Genomic DNA, 15,293 nt, shown 5'->3' on the forward strand with positions numbered 1-15,293 from the left:
CGGGGGTGTTCGGCGGGGGCCCCGCCGCCTGCTCCCCGCCGGCCGGGGCGGGGCGCTCCCCCCGCTCCTACAATGGCCCTTCAAGCCGGCGGGTCGCCCAGGCGCATCGAGAGGTCGAGCGCCTGCACGTGCTTGGTCAGGGCGCCGATCGAAACGCAGTCCACGCCGATTTCGGCAATGGCGCGCAGGCGTTCCAGCGTCACGCCGCCGGAAACTTCCAGCGGCGTGCGGCCGGCGGCGCGGCGCACGGCCTCGCGCAGGTCGGCTTCGCTGAAGTCGTCCACCAGGATGCGGTCGCAGCCGGTGGCCAGGGCCTGGTCCAGTTCGTCCAACGACTCCACTTCGATGATCAGCGGCAGCGCCGGGTGGCGGGCGCGCGCGGCCGCGGCCGCCGCGGCGATCGAGCCGGCGGCGTGGATGTGGTTTTCCTTCAGCATCACCGCGTCGTAAAGGCCCATGCGGTGGTTGCTGCCGCCGCCTGCGCGCACCGCGTATTTCTGGGCCTGGCGCAGGCCGGGCAGGGTCTTGCGGGTATCGAGCACGCGGGTGCGGCTGCCGGCCACCGCGGCCACGCATTCGGCGGTGCGGCTGGCGGTGGCGGAGAGCGTCTGCAGGAAGTTCAGGGCCGGGCGCTCGGCGCTCACCAGCGCGCGCGACCGGCCCGAAATCGTCACCAGGACGGTGCCCGCGGCCACGTGCTGGCCTTCGGCGACGCGCCAGTCGAGCTTCGCCGCCGGGTCCAGCGACCGGAAGCAGGCGTCGAACCAGGGCCGGCCGGCGATGACGCCCGCCTCCTTGGCGATGACGTAGGCGCGGGCGGGTTCGTCGGGCAGCAACTCGGCGGTGGCGTCGCCCGGGCCGATGTCCTCGGCCAGGGCGCGCGCAACGTCGGCGGCGACCACGTCCGCCGGCGGCGGGATCAGCGGCCCGGCCATGTCAGCGCGGGAAATCGGCGACCTGGGCGGTCGCGATGGCCTCGTCGGCCAGCAGCACGGGGATGCCGTCGTCGATGCGGTAGGCGGTGCGGCGGTCGCGCGTCACCAGGCCCTCGGCCAGCGGCTCGGACTGCGGGCTGCCGTCGGCCCGGGTGACGCCGCCGGCGGCGATGGCCCGGTTCAGGGCCTCGAGGTCGGCCGCGGCCAGCAGGGCCAGGGGCTGTTTGCTGGCCGGGCAGCAGAGGATGTCGAGCAGTTTGCGGTCCATGGGAAACGCCGGTGTCCGGGCTGGGAGCTTGGGTCTAGAATAGCCTTTTGCCGAAGCCGCCCGCCATGAACCAAGCCGCCGTAGCCCCGCTGGTCGGGGTCGTCATGGGTTCCCGGTCCGACTGGGAGACGATGCAGCACGCCGTCGCCAGGCTCGAGAAGCTGGGTGTGCCGCACGAGGTGCGCGTGGTCTCCGCGCACCGCACGCCCGACCTGCTCTGCGAATACGCCAAGGCCGCCGAGGGCCGCGGGCTGCGCGCGATCATCGCGGGCGCCGGCGGCGCCGCGCACCTGCCGGGCATGATCGCCGCCATGACGCCGGTGCCGGTGCTGGGCGTGCCGGTGCAGAGCAAGGCGCTCAGCGGCCTCGATTCGCTGCTGTCCATCGTGCAGATGCCGGCCGGCGTGCCGGTGGCCACCTTCGCCATCGGCGTCGCGGGCGCGGCCAATGCCGGCCTGTTCGCCGCCGCGCTGCTGGCAGCCGAGCTTCCGGCGGTGCGCGAGGCGCTGGCGCGCTTCCGCGCCGAGCAGACCCGCGACGTGCTCGAGCACGCGGACCCGCGCCTGCCATGACCACCGTCGGCATCCTCGGTGGCGGGCAGCTGGCCCGCATGATGGCGCTTTCCGGCGCGCCGCTGGGCCTGCGCTTCCTGGTGCTCGATTCCACCGCCGACGCCTGCGCCGCGCAGTTCGCGCCGCTGCTTCAGGCCGACTACCGCGACGAGGCCGGCCTGGCCGAATTCGCCCGCCGCGTGGACGTGGCCACCTTCGACTTCGAGAACGTGCCCGCCGAAAGCGCGCGCTGGCTGGCCGAACGCGTGCCGGTGTTCCCGAACCCGCGCGCGCTGGCCGTGGCGCAGGACCGGCTGGCCGAGAAGACGCTGTTCCAGGAACTCGGCATCCCGGTGCCGGAGTTCGCCGCCATCGATTCGCGCGAGGGGCTCGACGCCGCGCTCGCGCGCATCGGCACGCCCTGCATCCTCAAGACCCGGCGCCTGGGTTACGACGGCAAGGGCCAGTTCCGCCTGCGCACGCCGGCCGACGCCGAAGCCGCCTGGGCGGCGCTGGGCGCGCAGGCGGCCACGGTGGGACTGATCCTCGAAGGCTTCGTGGCCTTCCAGCGCGAGCTGTCGGTGGTGGCCGTGCGCGGCCGCGACGGCGAACTGCGCACCTGGCCGCTCACCGAGAACTGGCATGAAGAGGGCATCCTCTCCGCCAGCCTCGCGCCGGCCAGCGCCGGGGCGGCCCTGGAAGCGCAGGCGCTCGACACCGCGCGCCGCGTGGCCGAGGCGCTCGACTACGTCGGCGTGTTCGCGCTCGAGCTGTTCCTCAAGGACGGCGTGCTGATGGCCAACGAGATGGCGCCGCGCGTGCACAACTCCGGCCACTGGACCATCGAAGGCGCCGAAACCTCGCAGTTCCAGAACCACCTGCGCGCCGTGCTGGGCCTGCCGCTGGGCAGCACCCGCGCCATCGGCCACAGCGTGATGCTCAACTGGATCGGCGCCATGCCCGAGGCCGCGCCCTTGCTGGCCGAAGCCGGCGGCCACTGGCACGACTACGGCAAGTCGCCGCGCGAAGGCCGCAAGGTGGGCCACGCCACGCTGCGGGCGGACAGCCCGGCCGAACTGGCGGCGGCGCTGGCGCGCGTGGGCAAGGCCCTGGGCCGCGAGTCGCAAGTCGCGCCGCCCATCGCCCGCCTGCAAGGCGCTTGATCCCGGCTCCCCTGTAGGAGCGGCTTCAGCCGCGAAGCTTTTCGCGAAGAACTTCCCGGCTGAAGCCGCTCCTACAAGAGCGGTTCACGCCTCGGGCGGGAAGACCACCACGTGGGCCAGGTCGGGCCGGATGCGCACGCGCGCGCCGGGCTCGCGCTGCTGGTGGCTGGGGAACAGGGCGCTGAGCGTGGTGCCGTCGGCCAGCACCAGCGTGTGCAGCGATTCGGCGCCGCGGAAGGCCACCGCGCCGACTTCGGCTTCCATGCCTTCGCCCTCGCCGGGGCGCAGGTCGTCGGGGCGCAGCAGCACGCGCACCGCGCTGCCCACCGGGTAGTCCAGGCCGCCCGCCACGTCGAGTTCGCCGAGCGCGGTGGCCACGCGGCCGCCGGGCAGCACGCGCGCCGGCAGGAAGCGGCCTTCGCCCACGAACGAAGCCACGAACGGCGTGGCGGGGCGGTGGTAGAGCTCGAAGCCCGGCGCCCACTGCAGCAGGCGGCCGGCCTGCATCACGCCCACGGTGTCGGCGAAGGCGAAGGCCTCCTCCTGGTCGTGGGTGACCAGCAGCGCGGCGATGCCGAGTTGCCGCAGCAGCGCGCGCAGGTCGTCGCGCAGGCGGCCGCGCAGGTCGGCGTCGAGGCTGGAGAAGGGTTCGTCGAGCAGCAGCAGGTCGGGGCGGGGCGCCAGCGAACGCGCCAGCGCCACGCGCTGCTGCTGGCCGCCGGAAAGTTCATGCGGGTAACGCGCGGCGAAACCGTCGAGCCCGAGCAGGGCCAGCGTTTCCAGCGCACGCGCCCGGCGTTCGCCGCGGGGCAGCCGGTGCAGGCCGAAGGCCACGTTGTCCTCGACCGTGAGGTGCGGGAACAGCGCCAGGTCCTGGAACACGAAGCCCAGGCCGCGGCGCTCGGGCGGCAGGCGCAGCGCGTCGGCGCCGCGCAGCCGCAGCTGGCCCGAATCCGGCGCGTGGAAGCCGGCGATCGCGCGCAGCAGGGTGGTCTTGCCGCAGCCGCTGGGCCCGAGCAGGCAGCCCAGCTCGCCGGGGCGCAGCGCCAGGCTGAGCGAAACGACCGCCGGCTGCCCTGCGTGCGAGCAGGACAGCCGGTCGACCTCGAGCAGCGGCGCCGCGTCGGGCATCAGGCCATCTGGCCGGCGACGAAGTCCCAGTTCACCAGGTTCCAGAACGACTCGACGTACTTGGCGCGGGCGTTGCGGTAGTCGATGTAGTACGCGTGCTCCCAGACGTCGCAGGTGAGCAGCGGCTTGTCGGCGCCGGTGAGCGGGGTGGCGGCGTTGGGCGTGCTGACCAGGGCCAGCGAGCCGTCCGGGCGCTGCACCAGCCAGGCCCAGCCGGAACCGAAGGTGGTCAGCGCGGTCTGGGTGAACTGCTCCTTGAACGCCGCGAAGCTGCCGAAGGCCTTGTTGATGGCTTCGGCCAGCGCGCCGGTGGGCTCGCCGCCGCCGTTGGGCTTGAGGCAGTTCCAGTAGAAGGTGTGGTTCCACACCTGCGCGGCGTTGTTGAACATGCCGCCCTGCGACTTGCGCACGATGGCTTCCAGGTCCAGGGACTCGAACTCGGTGCCCTTGATCTGGTTGTTGAGGTTGGTGACGTAGGTCTGGTGGTGCTTGCCGTAGTGGAAATCGATGGTTTCGGCCGAGATGTGCGGCTCGAGGGCGGCGCGGTCGTAGGGCAGGGCGGGCAGTTCGATGGCCATGGGGCTCTCCTTTCGGGTGGGGTGGGGCGCCGGCGGGCGGCGTCCAAGCCGTATAATTCTAGCCCCAACGCGGCCCTTCCCCCCGGGCCGCCATCGCAACGGAGCTTCACATGAGCGTCATGGACCGCATCAAGGCCGAAGTCGAAGGCCACCCGATCGTGCTCTTCATGAAGGGCACGCCGCAGTTCCCGATGTGCGGCTTCTCCAGCCGCGCGGTGCAGGCGCTCAAGGGCGCCGGCGCCACCAGCTTCCACAGCGTGAACGTGCTCGAGGACCCGGAAATCCGCGCCAACCTGCCGCGTTATTCCGACTGGCCGACCTTCCCGCAGCTCTTCATCAACGGCGAACTGATCGGCGGCTGCGACATCACGGTCGACCTGCTGCAGAGCGGCGAGCTGGCCCGCATGGTGGCCGAGGCGCAGAAGGCGGCATGAGCACCGCGCCGGCGCCGCTGCCCCTGGTCGCGCCCGACGCGCTGGCCGGCCGGGTGGTCCTGGTCACGGGCGCGCACGGCGGCCTCGGCGCCGAGGCCGCCAAGGCCTGCGCGCGCGCCGGCGCCACCGTGGTGTTGGCCGGGCGCAAGGTGCCCAAGCTCAACCGGGTCTACGACGCGGTGAAGGCCCTGGGTCCGGAGCCGGCCATCTACCCGCTGGACCTCGCCGGCGCCGACCCGGCCGACTACGCCGCCCTGGCCGAAAAGGTCGCCACCGGGCTGGGCGGCCTGCACGGCCTGCTGCACTGTGCGGCCGAATTCAGCGGCCTGGCCCCGCTCGAGGCCACCGACCCCGAGGCCTTCGTGCGCACCCTGCACGTGAACCTCACCGCCCCCTGGCTGCTGACCCAGGCCTGCCTGCCCTGGATGCGCCGCCATGACGACGCCGCGGTGGTCTTCGTCACCGACGACCCGGCCCGCGTGGGCAAGGCCTACTGGGGCGCCTACGGCCTGGCCAAGCAGGGCCTGGCCGCCCTGGTGCGCCAGCTCAGCGCGGAAACCGACGCCACTTCCGTGCGCGTCGCCGGCCTGGAGCCGGGCCCCATGCGCACCGACCTGCGCGCCCGCGCCTATGCCGACGAGGCCCAGCTGCGGGTGCCCGCCCCGGCGGCCTACTCCCCGGCCTGCGTGCACCTGCTTTCCCCGGCCGGCGCCCCGCTGCGCGGCCAGGTCTGGGCGCCCCGGGTGCCGGCATGACCACGCTTTCCGCCGCCCTGCTGTTGTTCCTGATCCTGGACCCGCTGGGCAACATCCCGGTCTTCCTGGGCCTGCTCAAGCCCCTGCCGCCCGCCCGCCGGCGGGTGGTGCTGGCCCGCGAGCTGCTGATCGCCCTGGCGGTGCTGTTTGCCTTCCTCTGGGGCGGCAAGTACGTGCTCGAGGCCATGCACCTGCGCCAGGAGTCGGTCTCCATCGCCGGCGGCATCGTGCTGTTCCTGATCGGCCTGAAGATGATCTTCCCCAGCGCCGAGGGCATGTTCGGCGAGGTCCCGGACGGCGAGCCCTTCATCGTGCCCATGGCCATCCCGCTGGTGGCCGGTCCCTCGGGCATGGCCGCGGTGATGCTGCTGGCGGCCCAGGAGCCCCACCGCATGGCCGACTGGAGCCTGGCCCTGACCCTGGCCTGGCTGGGCACGGCCGCCCTGCTGTTCTCGGCCACCTACCTCTACAAGGTGCTGGGCATGCGGGTCCTGACCGCCGTGGAGCGCCTGATGGGCATGCTCCTGGTGGCCATTTCCGTGCAGATGCTGCTCGACGGCGTCGCGGCCTACCTGCGGGTGGGCCTGGCGGGGTGACGGCCGTCCCGGCGCCGTAACCTGAATGACATCTAAGCCGGTTAGCGTGTTAAACTCTTGTTATTGCTAAGGGGCCCAGGGGACACCCTCCCGGCAATTCATCAAGGAATAGCCGTGCCTGGCCCGTCAGGCACCGCGGCGGGACGCCGCAGTCTCTTTTTCGCCACTCCTAAAATCAGGGTTAACCACCATGACCAATCGCAACCGGGTTCGGCTTTCGCAGCTCTCCCTCGGCCTCGCCATCGCGCTCGCGGCGGCTCCGGCTTTCGCGCAGAACACCACCGCCGCCGTCGGCGGTCGCATCGTCGGCAATGACGAGCAGCCGGTGGCCGGCGCCCAGGTGACCATCGTCCACACCCCGTCGGGCACCGTCAGCAACGCCATGACCGGCGCCGACGGCCGCTACTCCGCGCGCGGCCTGCGCGTCGGCGGCCCGTACACGATCACCATCGTGAAGGACGGCGTGTCCGAGGTCCGCGAGGGCGTGTACCTGCAGCTGGCCGAAACCACCTCGGTGGACGCCACCCTGGGCGAAGACGTCGCCACCCTGGCTGCCGTCGAAGTGACCGGCTCGGCCGTCATGTCGGAAGTGTTCGCCGCCGACAAGATGGGCACCGGCACCAACGTCAACCGCGGCCAGATCGAGGCGCTGCCCTCGGCCAACCGCAACATCCAGGACTACATCCGCCTGGACCCGCGCATCGCCCAGACCAGCAAGGCCGACGGCGCCATCTCGGCCGGTGGCCAGAACACCCGCTACAACCTGATCAAGATCGACGGCGTCAGCAGCTCCGACCCGTTCGGCCTGGAGTCGAACAACCTGCCGACCGAGCGCCAGCCGGTCTCGATCGACGCGATCGAAGAAATCAACATCGACCTGGCCAACTACGACACCACCATCTCCGGCGGCACCGGCGCGGTGGTGAACGCGGTCACCAAGTCGGGCACCAACGAGTTCCACGGCTCGCTGTACTACACCCTGCGCGACGGTGACTGGGTCCGCCAGGACCTCAACGGCGTCGAGTTCAACGGCTTCGAGTCCGAGGACACCTACGGCGGCACCTTCGGTGGTCCGCTGGTCAAGGACCGCCTGTTCTTCTTCGTGAACTACGAGAACTACGTGCGCACCGCGCCGGCCACCGGCTTCGGCGCCACCCCGTACGGTTCGGGCCAGATCACCGACGCCGACATCTCGGCGGTGCAGGCCGCCGCCGCGGCCTATGGCTTCGACGCCGGTGGCGTGGACGGCCTGAACGCCGACACCGAGATCGAGGAATACGCGGTCAAGCTCGACTGGAACATCACCGAGAGCCACCGCGCCGCGCTGCGCTACAGCTTCCTCGAGCAGGGCGTGCTGCGCTTCCCGCAGGTGGACAACAACTCCATCTCGCTCGACACCTTCTGGTACAACTACGCGAAGGAATTCGAGTCGACCGTGTTCGAGCTGTTCAGCGACTGGACCGACAGCTTCTCGACCGAGTTCAAGGTGTCCCGCCGCGACTACGTCGCCGTGCGCGAGACCAACTCGAACCTGCCCCAGATCGAAATCCGCGGCTTCGGCACCGGCAACAACTCGATCTACCTCGGCACCGAGCAGAACAGCCACGTCAACCTGATCGACACCGAGCAGACCTCGATGTTCCTGGCCGGCAACCTCTTCGTGGGCGACCACGAGATGAAGTTCGGCGCGGACTACGAGAAGAACGACGTCATCAACTTCTACGGCCGCGACCTGAACGGTACCTACCAGTTCAACAACCTGGCCGACTTCATCGCCGGCAACCCGGCCACCTACGTCGTGCGCGCCCCGCGCCCGAACGGCGGCAGCTACGACGACATCCCGGCGGCCTACACCCAGAGCAACACGGGCCTGTTCATCCAGGACACCTGGTCGGTCAACTACAACCTGACCCTGATGTTCGGCCTGCGCTACGACGCCCCGGACTTCGACGAGCAGAAGCTGTACAACGAGTACGTCTCGAACATCTACGGCTACGACAACTCGAACACCGTCGACGTCTCGATCCTGCAGCCGCGCGTCGGCTTCAACTACACCTTCGACAGCGAGCGCCCGACCCAGGTCCGCGGCGGCCTCGGCCTGTTCCAGGGTGCCTCGCCGAACGTCTGGCTGGCCGGCGCCTACCAGAACACCGGCCTGAACTACGTGCAGTACGAAGAGCGCAACGGCGGCAACTTCGAGCCGGGCGTGCCCCCGTACATCCCGGGCACCGGCCTGAACCCGGCCTGCAACCCGGTGCCGACCCTGGCCAACTGCCCGCGCCAGAACGTCGACATCATCGCGCCCGACTTCGCGCTGCCGTCGGTCTGGAAGGCCAACGTCGCGTTCGACCACGAGCTGCCGTGGCACGGCATCGTGTTCAGCGCCGAGGCCCTGGTCACCAACGTCAAGGACGGCCTGTTCATCCAGCGCCTGGATCCGTTCAACGCCTCGGGCGCCGGCGTCACCGCCATCGGCCCGGACGGCCGCGAGCTGTTCTGGAACGCCAACGGCCTGAACCCGGACCGCCGCGGCAACTTCGGCATCGCCAACGGCACCAACGGCGCCTTCAACCGCGCCCTGCGCCCGAACGGCGTTGGCGACGTGTTCCTGATCAGCAACACCGACAAGGGCGAGAGCACCCAGCTGACCTTCGGCCTCGACAAGCCGCTGGTCGACACTTGGGGCTGGAGCCTGTACTACACCTACACCGAGGCGACCGACGTCAGCCCGATGACCAGCTCGACCAACTCGTCGAACTGGGGCGGCACGCTGATCGGCTCGATGAACGAGGACGTGGCCTATGACTCGCGCTACGCGATCAAGGACCGCATCACCGGCACGGTGACCTGGCGCCACAACTTCTTCGAGAACTACGAGACCCGCGTCTCCATGTTCTACGAAGGCCGTTCGGGCCGTCCGTTCAGCTACATCTTCCGCAACGACGCCAACGGCGACAACGGTGGCTTCAACGACCTGTTCTACGTGCCGAACGGCCCGGGCGACGTGGTCTTCACCGGCGGCGCGGCGATGGAAGCCTCGTTCTTCGCTTGGCTCGAGCAGAACCCGGAGCTGGCGGCCTACCAGGGCCAGATCGCCCCGGCCAACGCCTTCCGCACCGAGTGGGTGAACAGCTTCGACGTTCGCATCACCCAGGAGCTGCCGGGCTTCGCCAAGGGCCACAAGTCGATCCTGGCCCTCGACATCATGAACATCGGCAACCTCCTGAACAAGGAATGGGGCCTGATCGAGGACTACGGCTTCAACTCGACCCAGCAGCTGGCCAACTACGCCGGCATCTGCGGCCCGACCACCGTCCTGGCCGCCTGCGCGGGCAACGAGGGTCGTTACGTGTACCACTGGACTGGCCCGGGCACCGGCGCGCAGATCCAGGAAAACAACAACGACAAGGGCAACACCGCGGTCTCGCGCTGGTCGGTCATGCTGAGCTTCAAGTACCAGTTCTGATCGAAGCACCTTGAGTCACCTGGACGGCCGGCGGGAAACCGCCGGCCGTTTTCTTTTCCGCGACCCGGGCGGTGATAGAGTTCCGGGCTCGACAACGACAGACAGAAAAGCAGAGAAGATGAGCGAGACCCCCAAGGCTTCGGCCACCGTCAACGCCCGCATTTCCCCACGCGGCGGCCTGGACATCCTTTCCCGCGACGAGGTGGCCCGCCTCGCCGACGCCTCCACCGGCGGCCAGCGCGACCTGCTGCGCCGCTGCGCGCTGGCGGTGCTCACCAGCGGCAGCGATTCCGACGACCCGCGCGCCGCCGCGCAGCGTTTCCCCGACTTCGACATCGAGGTGCACCAGCAGGACCGCGGCATCAAGATCGAGCTGCGCAACGCGCCGGGCGAGGCCTTCGTCGAAGGCGAGATCATCCGCGGCATCGCCGAGAACCTGTTCGCGGTGGTGCGCGACATCGTCTACAACGCCAACGAGGTGGCCGGCAGCGGCCGCATCGACCTCAACACCGGCCCGGGCATGACCGAGGCGGTGTTCGAGATCCTGCGCAACGCGCGGGTGATGAAGAGCTACCAGGAGCCGAACCTGGTGGTGTGCTGGGGCGGCCACTCGATCAACCGCGACGAGTACCTCTACACCAAGAAGGTGGGCTACGAGCTGGGCCTGCGCGGCCTCGACATCTGCACCGGCTGCGGCCCGGGCGCCATGAAGGGCCCGATGAAGGGCGCCACCATCGCCCACGCCAAGCAGCGGCACTGGAAGCCGCGCTACATCGGCATCACCGAGCCGGGAATCATCGCGGCCGAATCGCCGAACCCGATCGTCAACCACCTGGTGATCATGCCGGACATCGAGAAGCGCCTGGAGGCCTTCGTGCGCCTGGGCCACGGCATCATCGTGTTCCCGGGCGGCGTGGGCACGGCAGAGGAAATCCTGTACATGCTGGGCCTGCTGCTGCACCCGGCCAACGAGGACCTGCCGTTCCCGCTGATCCTCACCGGGCCGAAGGCCTCGGCGGCCTACTTCGAGCAGATCGACCAGTTCCTGCAGCTCACCCTGGGCGAGCGCGGCCGCAGCCGCTACCGCATCATCGTGGACGACCCGGCGGCGGTGGCCAAGGAAATGCGCGCCGGCCTGAAGAAGGTGCGCGAGCACCGCCTGGGCGAGCACGACGCCTTCTTCTTCAACTGGTCGCTCACCATTCCCTTCGAGTTCCAGCAGCCGTTCGCGCCCACCCACCGCGCCATGGCCGAGCTGAACCTGCGCCGCGACCAGCCCCTGCACCTGCTGGCCGCCGACCTGCGCCGAGCCTTCTCGGGCATCGTCGCCGGCAACGTGAAGGAAGAGGGCATGCGCGAGATCGAAAAGCACGGCCCGTTCCGCATCGACGGCGACCGGGACATCATGCGGGCGCTCGACGCCCTGCTGCGCGCCTTCGTCGAACAGCGCCGCATGAAGATCGCCGGCACCTACGAACCCTGCTACCAGGTCGTCGGCGACTGAGGTTCAGGGCGCGTCGGGCAGGGTGATGGTGGCCACGTAGCGGCCGCCCTCGACCTTCGTCTCCAGCCGCCCGCGCCCCTCGCTCAGGGCCTCGATGCGTTCGCGCGCCGAGGCCAGGCCCACCTGGTGGCCGGCGGCCGGGCGCATGCCCGGGCCGGGCAGGTCGTTGCTCACCACCACCCGCACTTCGCCCTTGCCCCGGCTCACCCGCACGTCCAGCCGGCCGCCGGTGGGCGAGGGCTCGATGCCGTGGCGGATGGCGTTCTCCACCAGTGGCTGGATGGAAAGCGTGGGCACCTGCACCTCGGGCAGCGGTTCGGGCAGGTCCCAGGCCACGGCCAGGCGGTCGCCGAAACGCAGGCGTTCGATCTCCAGGTAGCGCCGGGCCAGGCCCAGTTCCTCCCGCAGCGGCAATTCCGAGGGGCCCGACAGCGCCGCCCGGAACAGGTCGGCCAGGTCCAGCAGCAGCTGCTCGGCCTCCTCGGGCCGGGCATGCACCAGGGCCGCGCCGGTGTTGAGCGTGTTGAACAGGAAATGCGGCCGGATGCGCGCCTGCAGCGCCTCCAGCTCCGCCTGCTTGGCGCGCACGGCCGCCAGCCGCCCCTTCCAGTGGTTGTGGAAGGCGGCCAGGCCCAGCAGGCCCACCGTGAGGGTGATGCCCGACACATGCCAGGCCAGGCCCAGCCAGTCGACGGGCCGGGCCGGGTCGCCGGGGCCCAGGTAGGTGCGCACCACCAGCGTGATCAGCCAGCACATGGCCAGGCCGATCGCCAGCGCGATGGCCGCCACCTGCGGCGGCCGCAGCCGGTTGAGCGGGCGCCGCAGCAGGTAGAGCACGGCCAGGGTGAGCAGGGCCGTCCACTGCACCCACAGCGAGGCCAGCCCGAAGTAGACCAGGCGTTCGCCTTCCAGCCCCGGGGCCAGCGCCAGCACCGCGGCCAGGCCTTCGCCGCCCAGGATCACCCAGATGATGGCCGTGGCCTGCCACAGCACGTCCAGCGGTCGGGAGGGGGTGGGAGCGGGCGGTGCGCGCATCGGGGCCGGGCAGGGGCGGAGAACCCCCATGATGCCCAGAAACGCCGCCGGCGTGGCGTCCCGCCGCCTGTTCGGACCGGCGGCCCGTTCGTCGGGGGCCGTTGGCCTTGGGGTCGGGCTTGGGGATAACTTTGTGCCATCAGCCTCCACAGGAAGGGACCATGGGGCGTTTCGCTAGCAACCAGGCACGCACGGCGGTCGGGGCGGGGAGCCCGCGGCCTTCCGGGTTCACGCTGCTCGAGCTGGTCATCACGGTGGCCGTGCTGGCCGTCGCGCTGGGCATCGCGATCCCGAGCTTCCAGGGCATCACCAACCGCAACCGGCTCACCTCGGTGGCCAACGAGGTGGTCGCGGCCATGCAGCTCGCGCGCATGGAAGCCATCCGCCGCAACCAGCGCGTGGTGATGTGCCCCAGCACCGACGGCAGCACCTGCAGCGGTGCCAACTGGCTTCGCATGGTCGTCCGCGAGGCCGACGCAGCCGGCGAGGTCATCCGCGAGTTCCAGTTCACGGGGCGTGGCCTGGCCATCAAGTCCAGCTCCAACGTGGACGACAACAACCAGATCGCCTTCACCTCCTCGGGCTTCGCGCGGGTGGGTGGAACCACCAATGCCTCCGGAGGCCTGTCCGTGTGCTCGTCGGTGCTGCCGGCGGCGGAAAACACCCGTGACGTGATGGTTGCCGTGAGCCGCATCAGCGTCGTCACCCGCAACGGCACCGCGGCCTGCACCGCGGCGACTGACTGAGGCCCCCGACCATGCAAGCAAGCATCGCCCCCCGTGGCCGCGCCACCCGCCAGTCCGGCGCCAGCCTGCTGGAAGTGCTGGTGTCCGTGCTCATCCTGGCCATCGGCCTGCTGGGCATCGCCGCCCTGCAGTCGATCACCCTCAAGAACACCCAGAGCTCGTCCGAGCGCACCGCCGCCATCATCCAGAGCTACGCCATGCTCGACATGATGCGCGCCAACCGCGACCAGGCACGCGCAGGCAACTACAACACAGGCCTGCTGTGCGAGGCGCCGGAAGACCCGGCGGCGTCCCGCGTGGCCGGCGACCAGGACCGTTGGATCGCCCAGCTCAAGCAGAGCATGGGCGACTCCGCCTGCGGCAGCATCAACTGCGGAGCCGTGGCTTGCTCGGTCACCGTGCAGTGGGACGACAGCCGCGCCAGTGACGGCGACGCCGAGCAGACGATCACGACCACGACCAGGCTCTGACCATGCGTACCTACCAGACCATTCGCAGCGGTTCCCGGGCCCTCCAGGCCGGCTTTTCGCTCATCGAGCTGATGATCGCCATGCTGCTCGGCCTGCTGGTGGTGGCGGCCGCGGGCGGCGTGTTCATCTCGAACAAGCGCATCTACAACGCCACCGAAACGCTGGGCCGCATCCAGGAGAACACCCGCGTCGGCTTCGAACTGATGTCGCGCGACCTGCGCGAGGCCGGCGGCAACCCTTGCTCCAGCGCCTCGGCCATCGTCAACCAGATGTCCAGCGGCGGCAACGACTGGTGGGCCGACTGGGGCAACGGCATCCAGGGTTACGACGGCGACGACGCCATGGCGGGCACCGTGGCCGGCATGGGCGTGTTCGGCACCGGCGTTGGCCAGCGTGTCGCCGGCACCGACGCCGTGGAAATCAACTCCGCGCTCGGCGGCGGCATCCGCGTGGTGGACCATGCCCAGCCCAGTGCCGTGGTCGAAGTCAGCGACCAGGGCGACATCGTCACCAATGACGTGCTGGTCATTTGCAACATGGACTATGCCTTCATCTTCCAGGTGACCCAGCTGCCGGGCGCGAACAAGCTCCAGCACAATGCAGGCACCAGCCTCAATTGCGCCCAGGAGTTCCAGTACGACGAGCCCTGCACCGGCAGCGGCGCCAGCGGCGCCTTCGGCTACTGCTTCGTGCCGGGTGCCACGCCCAGTGCCCAGTGCGTAGGCAGCAGCACCTCGCCGGCCTACGTGGCACGCGTCGGTTCGTTGCGCTGGTTCGTGGGCAACAATGCCCGCGGCGGCACGTCGCTTTACCGGGCGACGGTCACCAATCGCAGCAACACTGTCAATCCCGACACCCTGCTCGAGAACATCGAAGTGGTGGAAGGCGTGGAGGACATGACGGTGACTTACCTGGAACAGGGCGAGAATGCCTACACCGGCCCCGGCGACGTGGCCGATTGGTCGCGCGTGGTCGCAACCCGTGTTGAGCTGGTCATGCAGGGCACGCAGGGTGCGCTGACCGGCCGCGAGATCGAAGGAACCGACGGCGAGGCGCTGGCACGCACGCTCACCCACGTCGTGGCGCTGCGCAACCGGGAGGGCACCCTGTGAAGCCGAGCATCCATTCCCCGCGCGGCAAGCAGCGCGGCATCACCCTGGTGGTCGTGCTGCTCCTGCTGGTCATCGTCACGCTGCTGGGCCTGGCCGCCATGCGTGGCACGGTGATGCAGGAGCGCATGAGCGGCAACGCCGCCGCCCGGAGCATCGCCTTCCAGGCGGCCGAGGCGTTGCTGCGAGAGGCTGAGTTCTGGGCCTCCGGCAAGCCCACCGTGCCGTCCAGCGGCTGCAGTGGCGGCATCTGCGCCATGCCGGTCGCCGGCGCCGCCTCGGCCTGGGAGGCCGATGGTTTCTGGACCACCGCCGGCGGCTACCGTGTTTCCGCCCTCGAAGCCGACAACATCGAAGCGGCCCGTTACGTCGTCGAGTTCATGGGGCAGGGCATCGCGGGCCCCTCGGAGTGCACGAGTGACATCGACCTTTCCGCGCCGACCTGCACGTCCACGGGTGGCGGCGCCAACAACTATCGCATCACCGCCTTCGTCCGGATGGACAACGGCGCGCAGGTGATGCTCCAGTCTGCTTACCAGGTGCCGTAAAGGC

Annotated in this window: 16 protein-coding genes; 11 read left to right on the forward strand and 5 right to left on the reverse strand. The window is 70.1% G+C overall.

What is annotated here, in order from left to right; translation table 11 throughout:
• Window positions 1-80: 80 nt before the first annotated feature.
• Complete coding sequence (nadC, locus tag ACE3Q2_RS04865) at window positions 81-935, reverse strand: carboxylating nicotinate-nucleotide diphosphorylase (RefSeq protein WP_374473200.1); 855 nt, start codon at window positions 933-935, stop codon at window positions 81-83.
• Between the two features lies 1 nt (window position 936).
• Complete coding sequence (locus ACE3Q2_RS04870; RefSeq protein WP_231697315.1) at window positions 937-1,203, reverse strand: Trm112 family protein; 267 nt, start codon at window positions 1,201-1,203, stop codon at window positions 937-939.
• 65 nt (window positions 1,204-1,268) lie between these two features.
• On the opposite strand from ACE3Q2_RS04870, the gene purE reads away from it, so the two are divergent.
• Window positions 1,269-1,775 carry a 5-(carboxyamino)imidazole ribonucleotide mutase gene (gene purE / locus ACE3Q2_RS04875; protein WP_374473202.1) on the forward strand — a complete coding sequence of 169 codons (507 nt, stop codon included), beginning with the start codon at window positions 1,269-1,271 and terminating at the stop codon, window positions 1,773-1,775.
• Window positions 1,772-2,917: a 5-(carboxyamino)imidazole ribonucleotide synthase gene (locus ACE3Q2_RS04880; protein WP_374473204.1), complete on the forward strand. Its 1,146-nt coding sequence runs from the start codon at window positions 1,772-1,774 to the stop codon at window positions 2,915-2,917. Before purE ends, ACE3Q2_RS04880 begins: the two co-directional genes overlap by 4 nt.
• 84 nt (window positions 2,918-3,001) lie before the next feature.
• On the opposite strand, the gene ACE3Q2_RS04885 is transcribed toward ACE3Q2_RS04880, so the two are convergent.
• Complete coding sequence (locus ACE3Q2_RS04885) at window positions 3,002-4,048, reverse strand: ABC transporter ATP-binding protein (protein ID WP_231697312.1); 1,047 nt, start codon at window positions 4,046-4,048, stop codon at window positions 3,002-3,004.
• A complete protein-coding gene (locus tag ACE3Q2_RS04890; RefSeq protein WP_043801074.1) occupies window positions 4,048-4,626 on the reverse strand; it encodes a superoxide dismutase in 579 nt (192 codons plus the stop codon). The genes ACE3Q2_RS04885 and ACE3Q2_RS04890 overlap by 1 nt, the downstream gene beginning before the upstream one ends.
• A 110-nt stretch (window positions 4,627-4,736) precedes the next feature.
• Here ACE3Q2_RS04890 and grxD point away from each other — a divergent pair, with 110 nt between their 5' ends.
• The 5 genes from grxD (at window position 4,737) to ppnN (ending at window position 11,381) form a co-directional block, all read left to right on the forward strand.
• A complete protein-coding gene (gene grxD, locus ACE3Q2_RS04895; protein ID WP_231697311.1) occupies window positions 4,737-5,060 on the forward strand; it encodes a Grx4 family monothiol glutaredoxin in 324 nt (107 codons plus the stop codon).
• On the forward strand, window positions 5,057-5,815 hold the full coding sequence (locus ACE3Q2_RS04900) for an SDR family NAD(P)-dependent oxidoreductase (protein WP_374473207.1): 759 nt from the start codon (window positions 5,057-5,059) through the stop codon (window positions 5,813-5,815). The genes grxD and ACE3Q2_RS04900 overlap by 4 nt, the downstream gene beginning before the upstream one ends.
• Complete coding sequence (locus ACE3Q2_RS04905; RefSeq protein WP_231697309.1) at window positions 5,812-6,411, forward strand: YhgN family NAAT transporter; 600 nt, start codon at window positions 5,812-5,814, stop codon at window positions 6,409-6,411. The genes ACE3Q2_RS04900 and ACE3Q2_RS04905 overlap by 4 nt, the downstream gene beginning before the upstream one ends.
• A gap of 190 nt (window positions 6,412-6,601) precedes the next feature.
• Window positions 6,602-9,877 carry a carboxypeptidase regulatory-like domain-containing protein gene (locus ACE3Q2_RS04910; protein WP_231697308.1) on the forward strand — a complete coding sequence of 1,092 codons (3,276 nt, stop codon included), beginning with the start codon at window positions 6,602-6,604 and terminating at the stop codon, window positions 9,875-9,877.
• 118 nt (window positions 9,878-9,995) lie between these two features.
• On the forward strand, window positions 9,996-11,381 hold the full coding sequence (gene ppnN, locus ACE3Q2_RS04915; RefSeq protein ID WP_231697307.1) for a nucleotide 5'-monophosphate nucleosidase PpnN: 1,386 nt from the start codon (window positions 9,996-9,998) through the stop codon (window positions 11,379-11,381).
• 3 nt (window positions 11,382-11,384) lie between these two features.
• Here the strand turns inward: ppnN and ACE3Q2_RS04920 are convergent, their stop codons facing one another.
• Window positions 11,385-12,416 carry a sensor histidine kinase gene (locus tag ACE3Q2_RS04920; RefSeq protein WP_374473211.1) on the reverse strand — a complete coding sequence of 344 codons (1,032 nt, stop codon included), beginning with the start codon at window positions 12,414-12,416 and terminating at the stop codon, window positions 11,385-11,387.
• A gap of 161 nt (window positions 12,417-12,577) precedes the next feature.
• Between ACE3Q2_RS04920 and ACE3Q2_RS04925 the strand changes: the two genes are divergently transcribed.
• The 4 genes from ACE3Q2_RS04925 to ACE3Q2_RS04940 are packed head-to-tail and all read left to right on the forward strand — an operon-like array spanning window position 12,578 to window position 15,289.
• Window positions 12,578-13,162, forward strand: a complete 585-nt coding sequence (locus ACE3Q2_RS04925) for a GspH/FimT family pseudopilin (protein WP_231697305.1) — start codon at window positions 12,578-12,580, stop codon at window positions 13,160-13,162.
• Window positions 13,163-13,173: 11 nt separating this feature from the next.
• A complete protein-coding gene (gene pilV, locus ACE3Q2_RS04930) occupies window positions 13,174-13,632 on the forward strand; it encodes a type IV pilus modification protein PilV (RefSeq protein ID WP_231697304.1) in 459 nt (152 codons plus the stop codon).
• A gap of 2 nt (window positions 13,633-13,634) precedes the next feature.
• Window positions 13,635-14,744: a PilW family protein gene (locus tag ACE3Q2_RS04935; protein WP_374473214.1), complete on the forward strand. Its 1,110-nt coding sequence runs from the start codon at window positions 13,635-13,637 to the stop codon at window positions 14,742-14,744.
• The gene (locus ACE3Q2_RS04940; RefSeq protein ID WP_231697302.1) at window positions 14,741-15,289 is read left to right on the forward strand and encodes a PilX N-terminal domain-containing pilus assembly protein; all 549 of its coding nucleotides are present in this window, start codon (window positions 14,741-14,743) and stop codon (window positions 15,287-15,289) included. Before ACE3Q2_RS04935 ends, ACE3Q2_RS04940 begins: the two co-directional genes overlap by 4 nt.
• Window positions 15,290-15,293 lie beyond the last annotated feature (4 nt).

This window comes from Arenimonas sp., assembly GCF_041913985.1.
Lineage (GTDB): Bacteria > Pseudomonadota > Gammaproteobacteria > Xanthomonadales > Xanthomonadaceae > Arenimonas.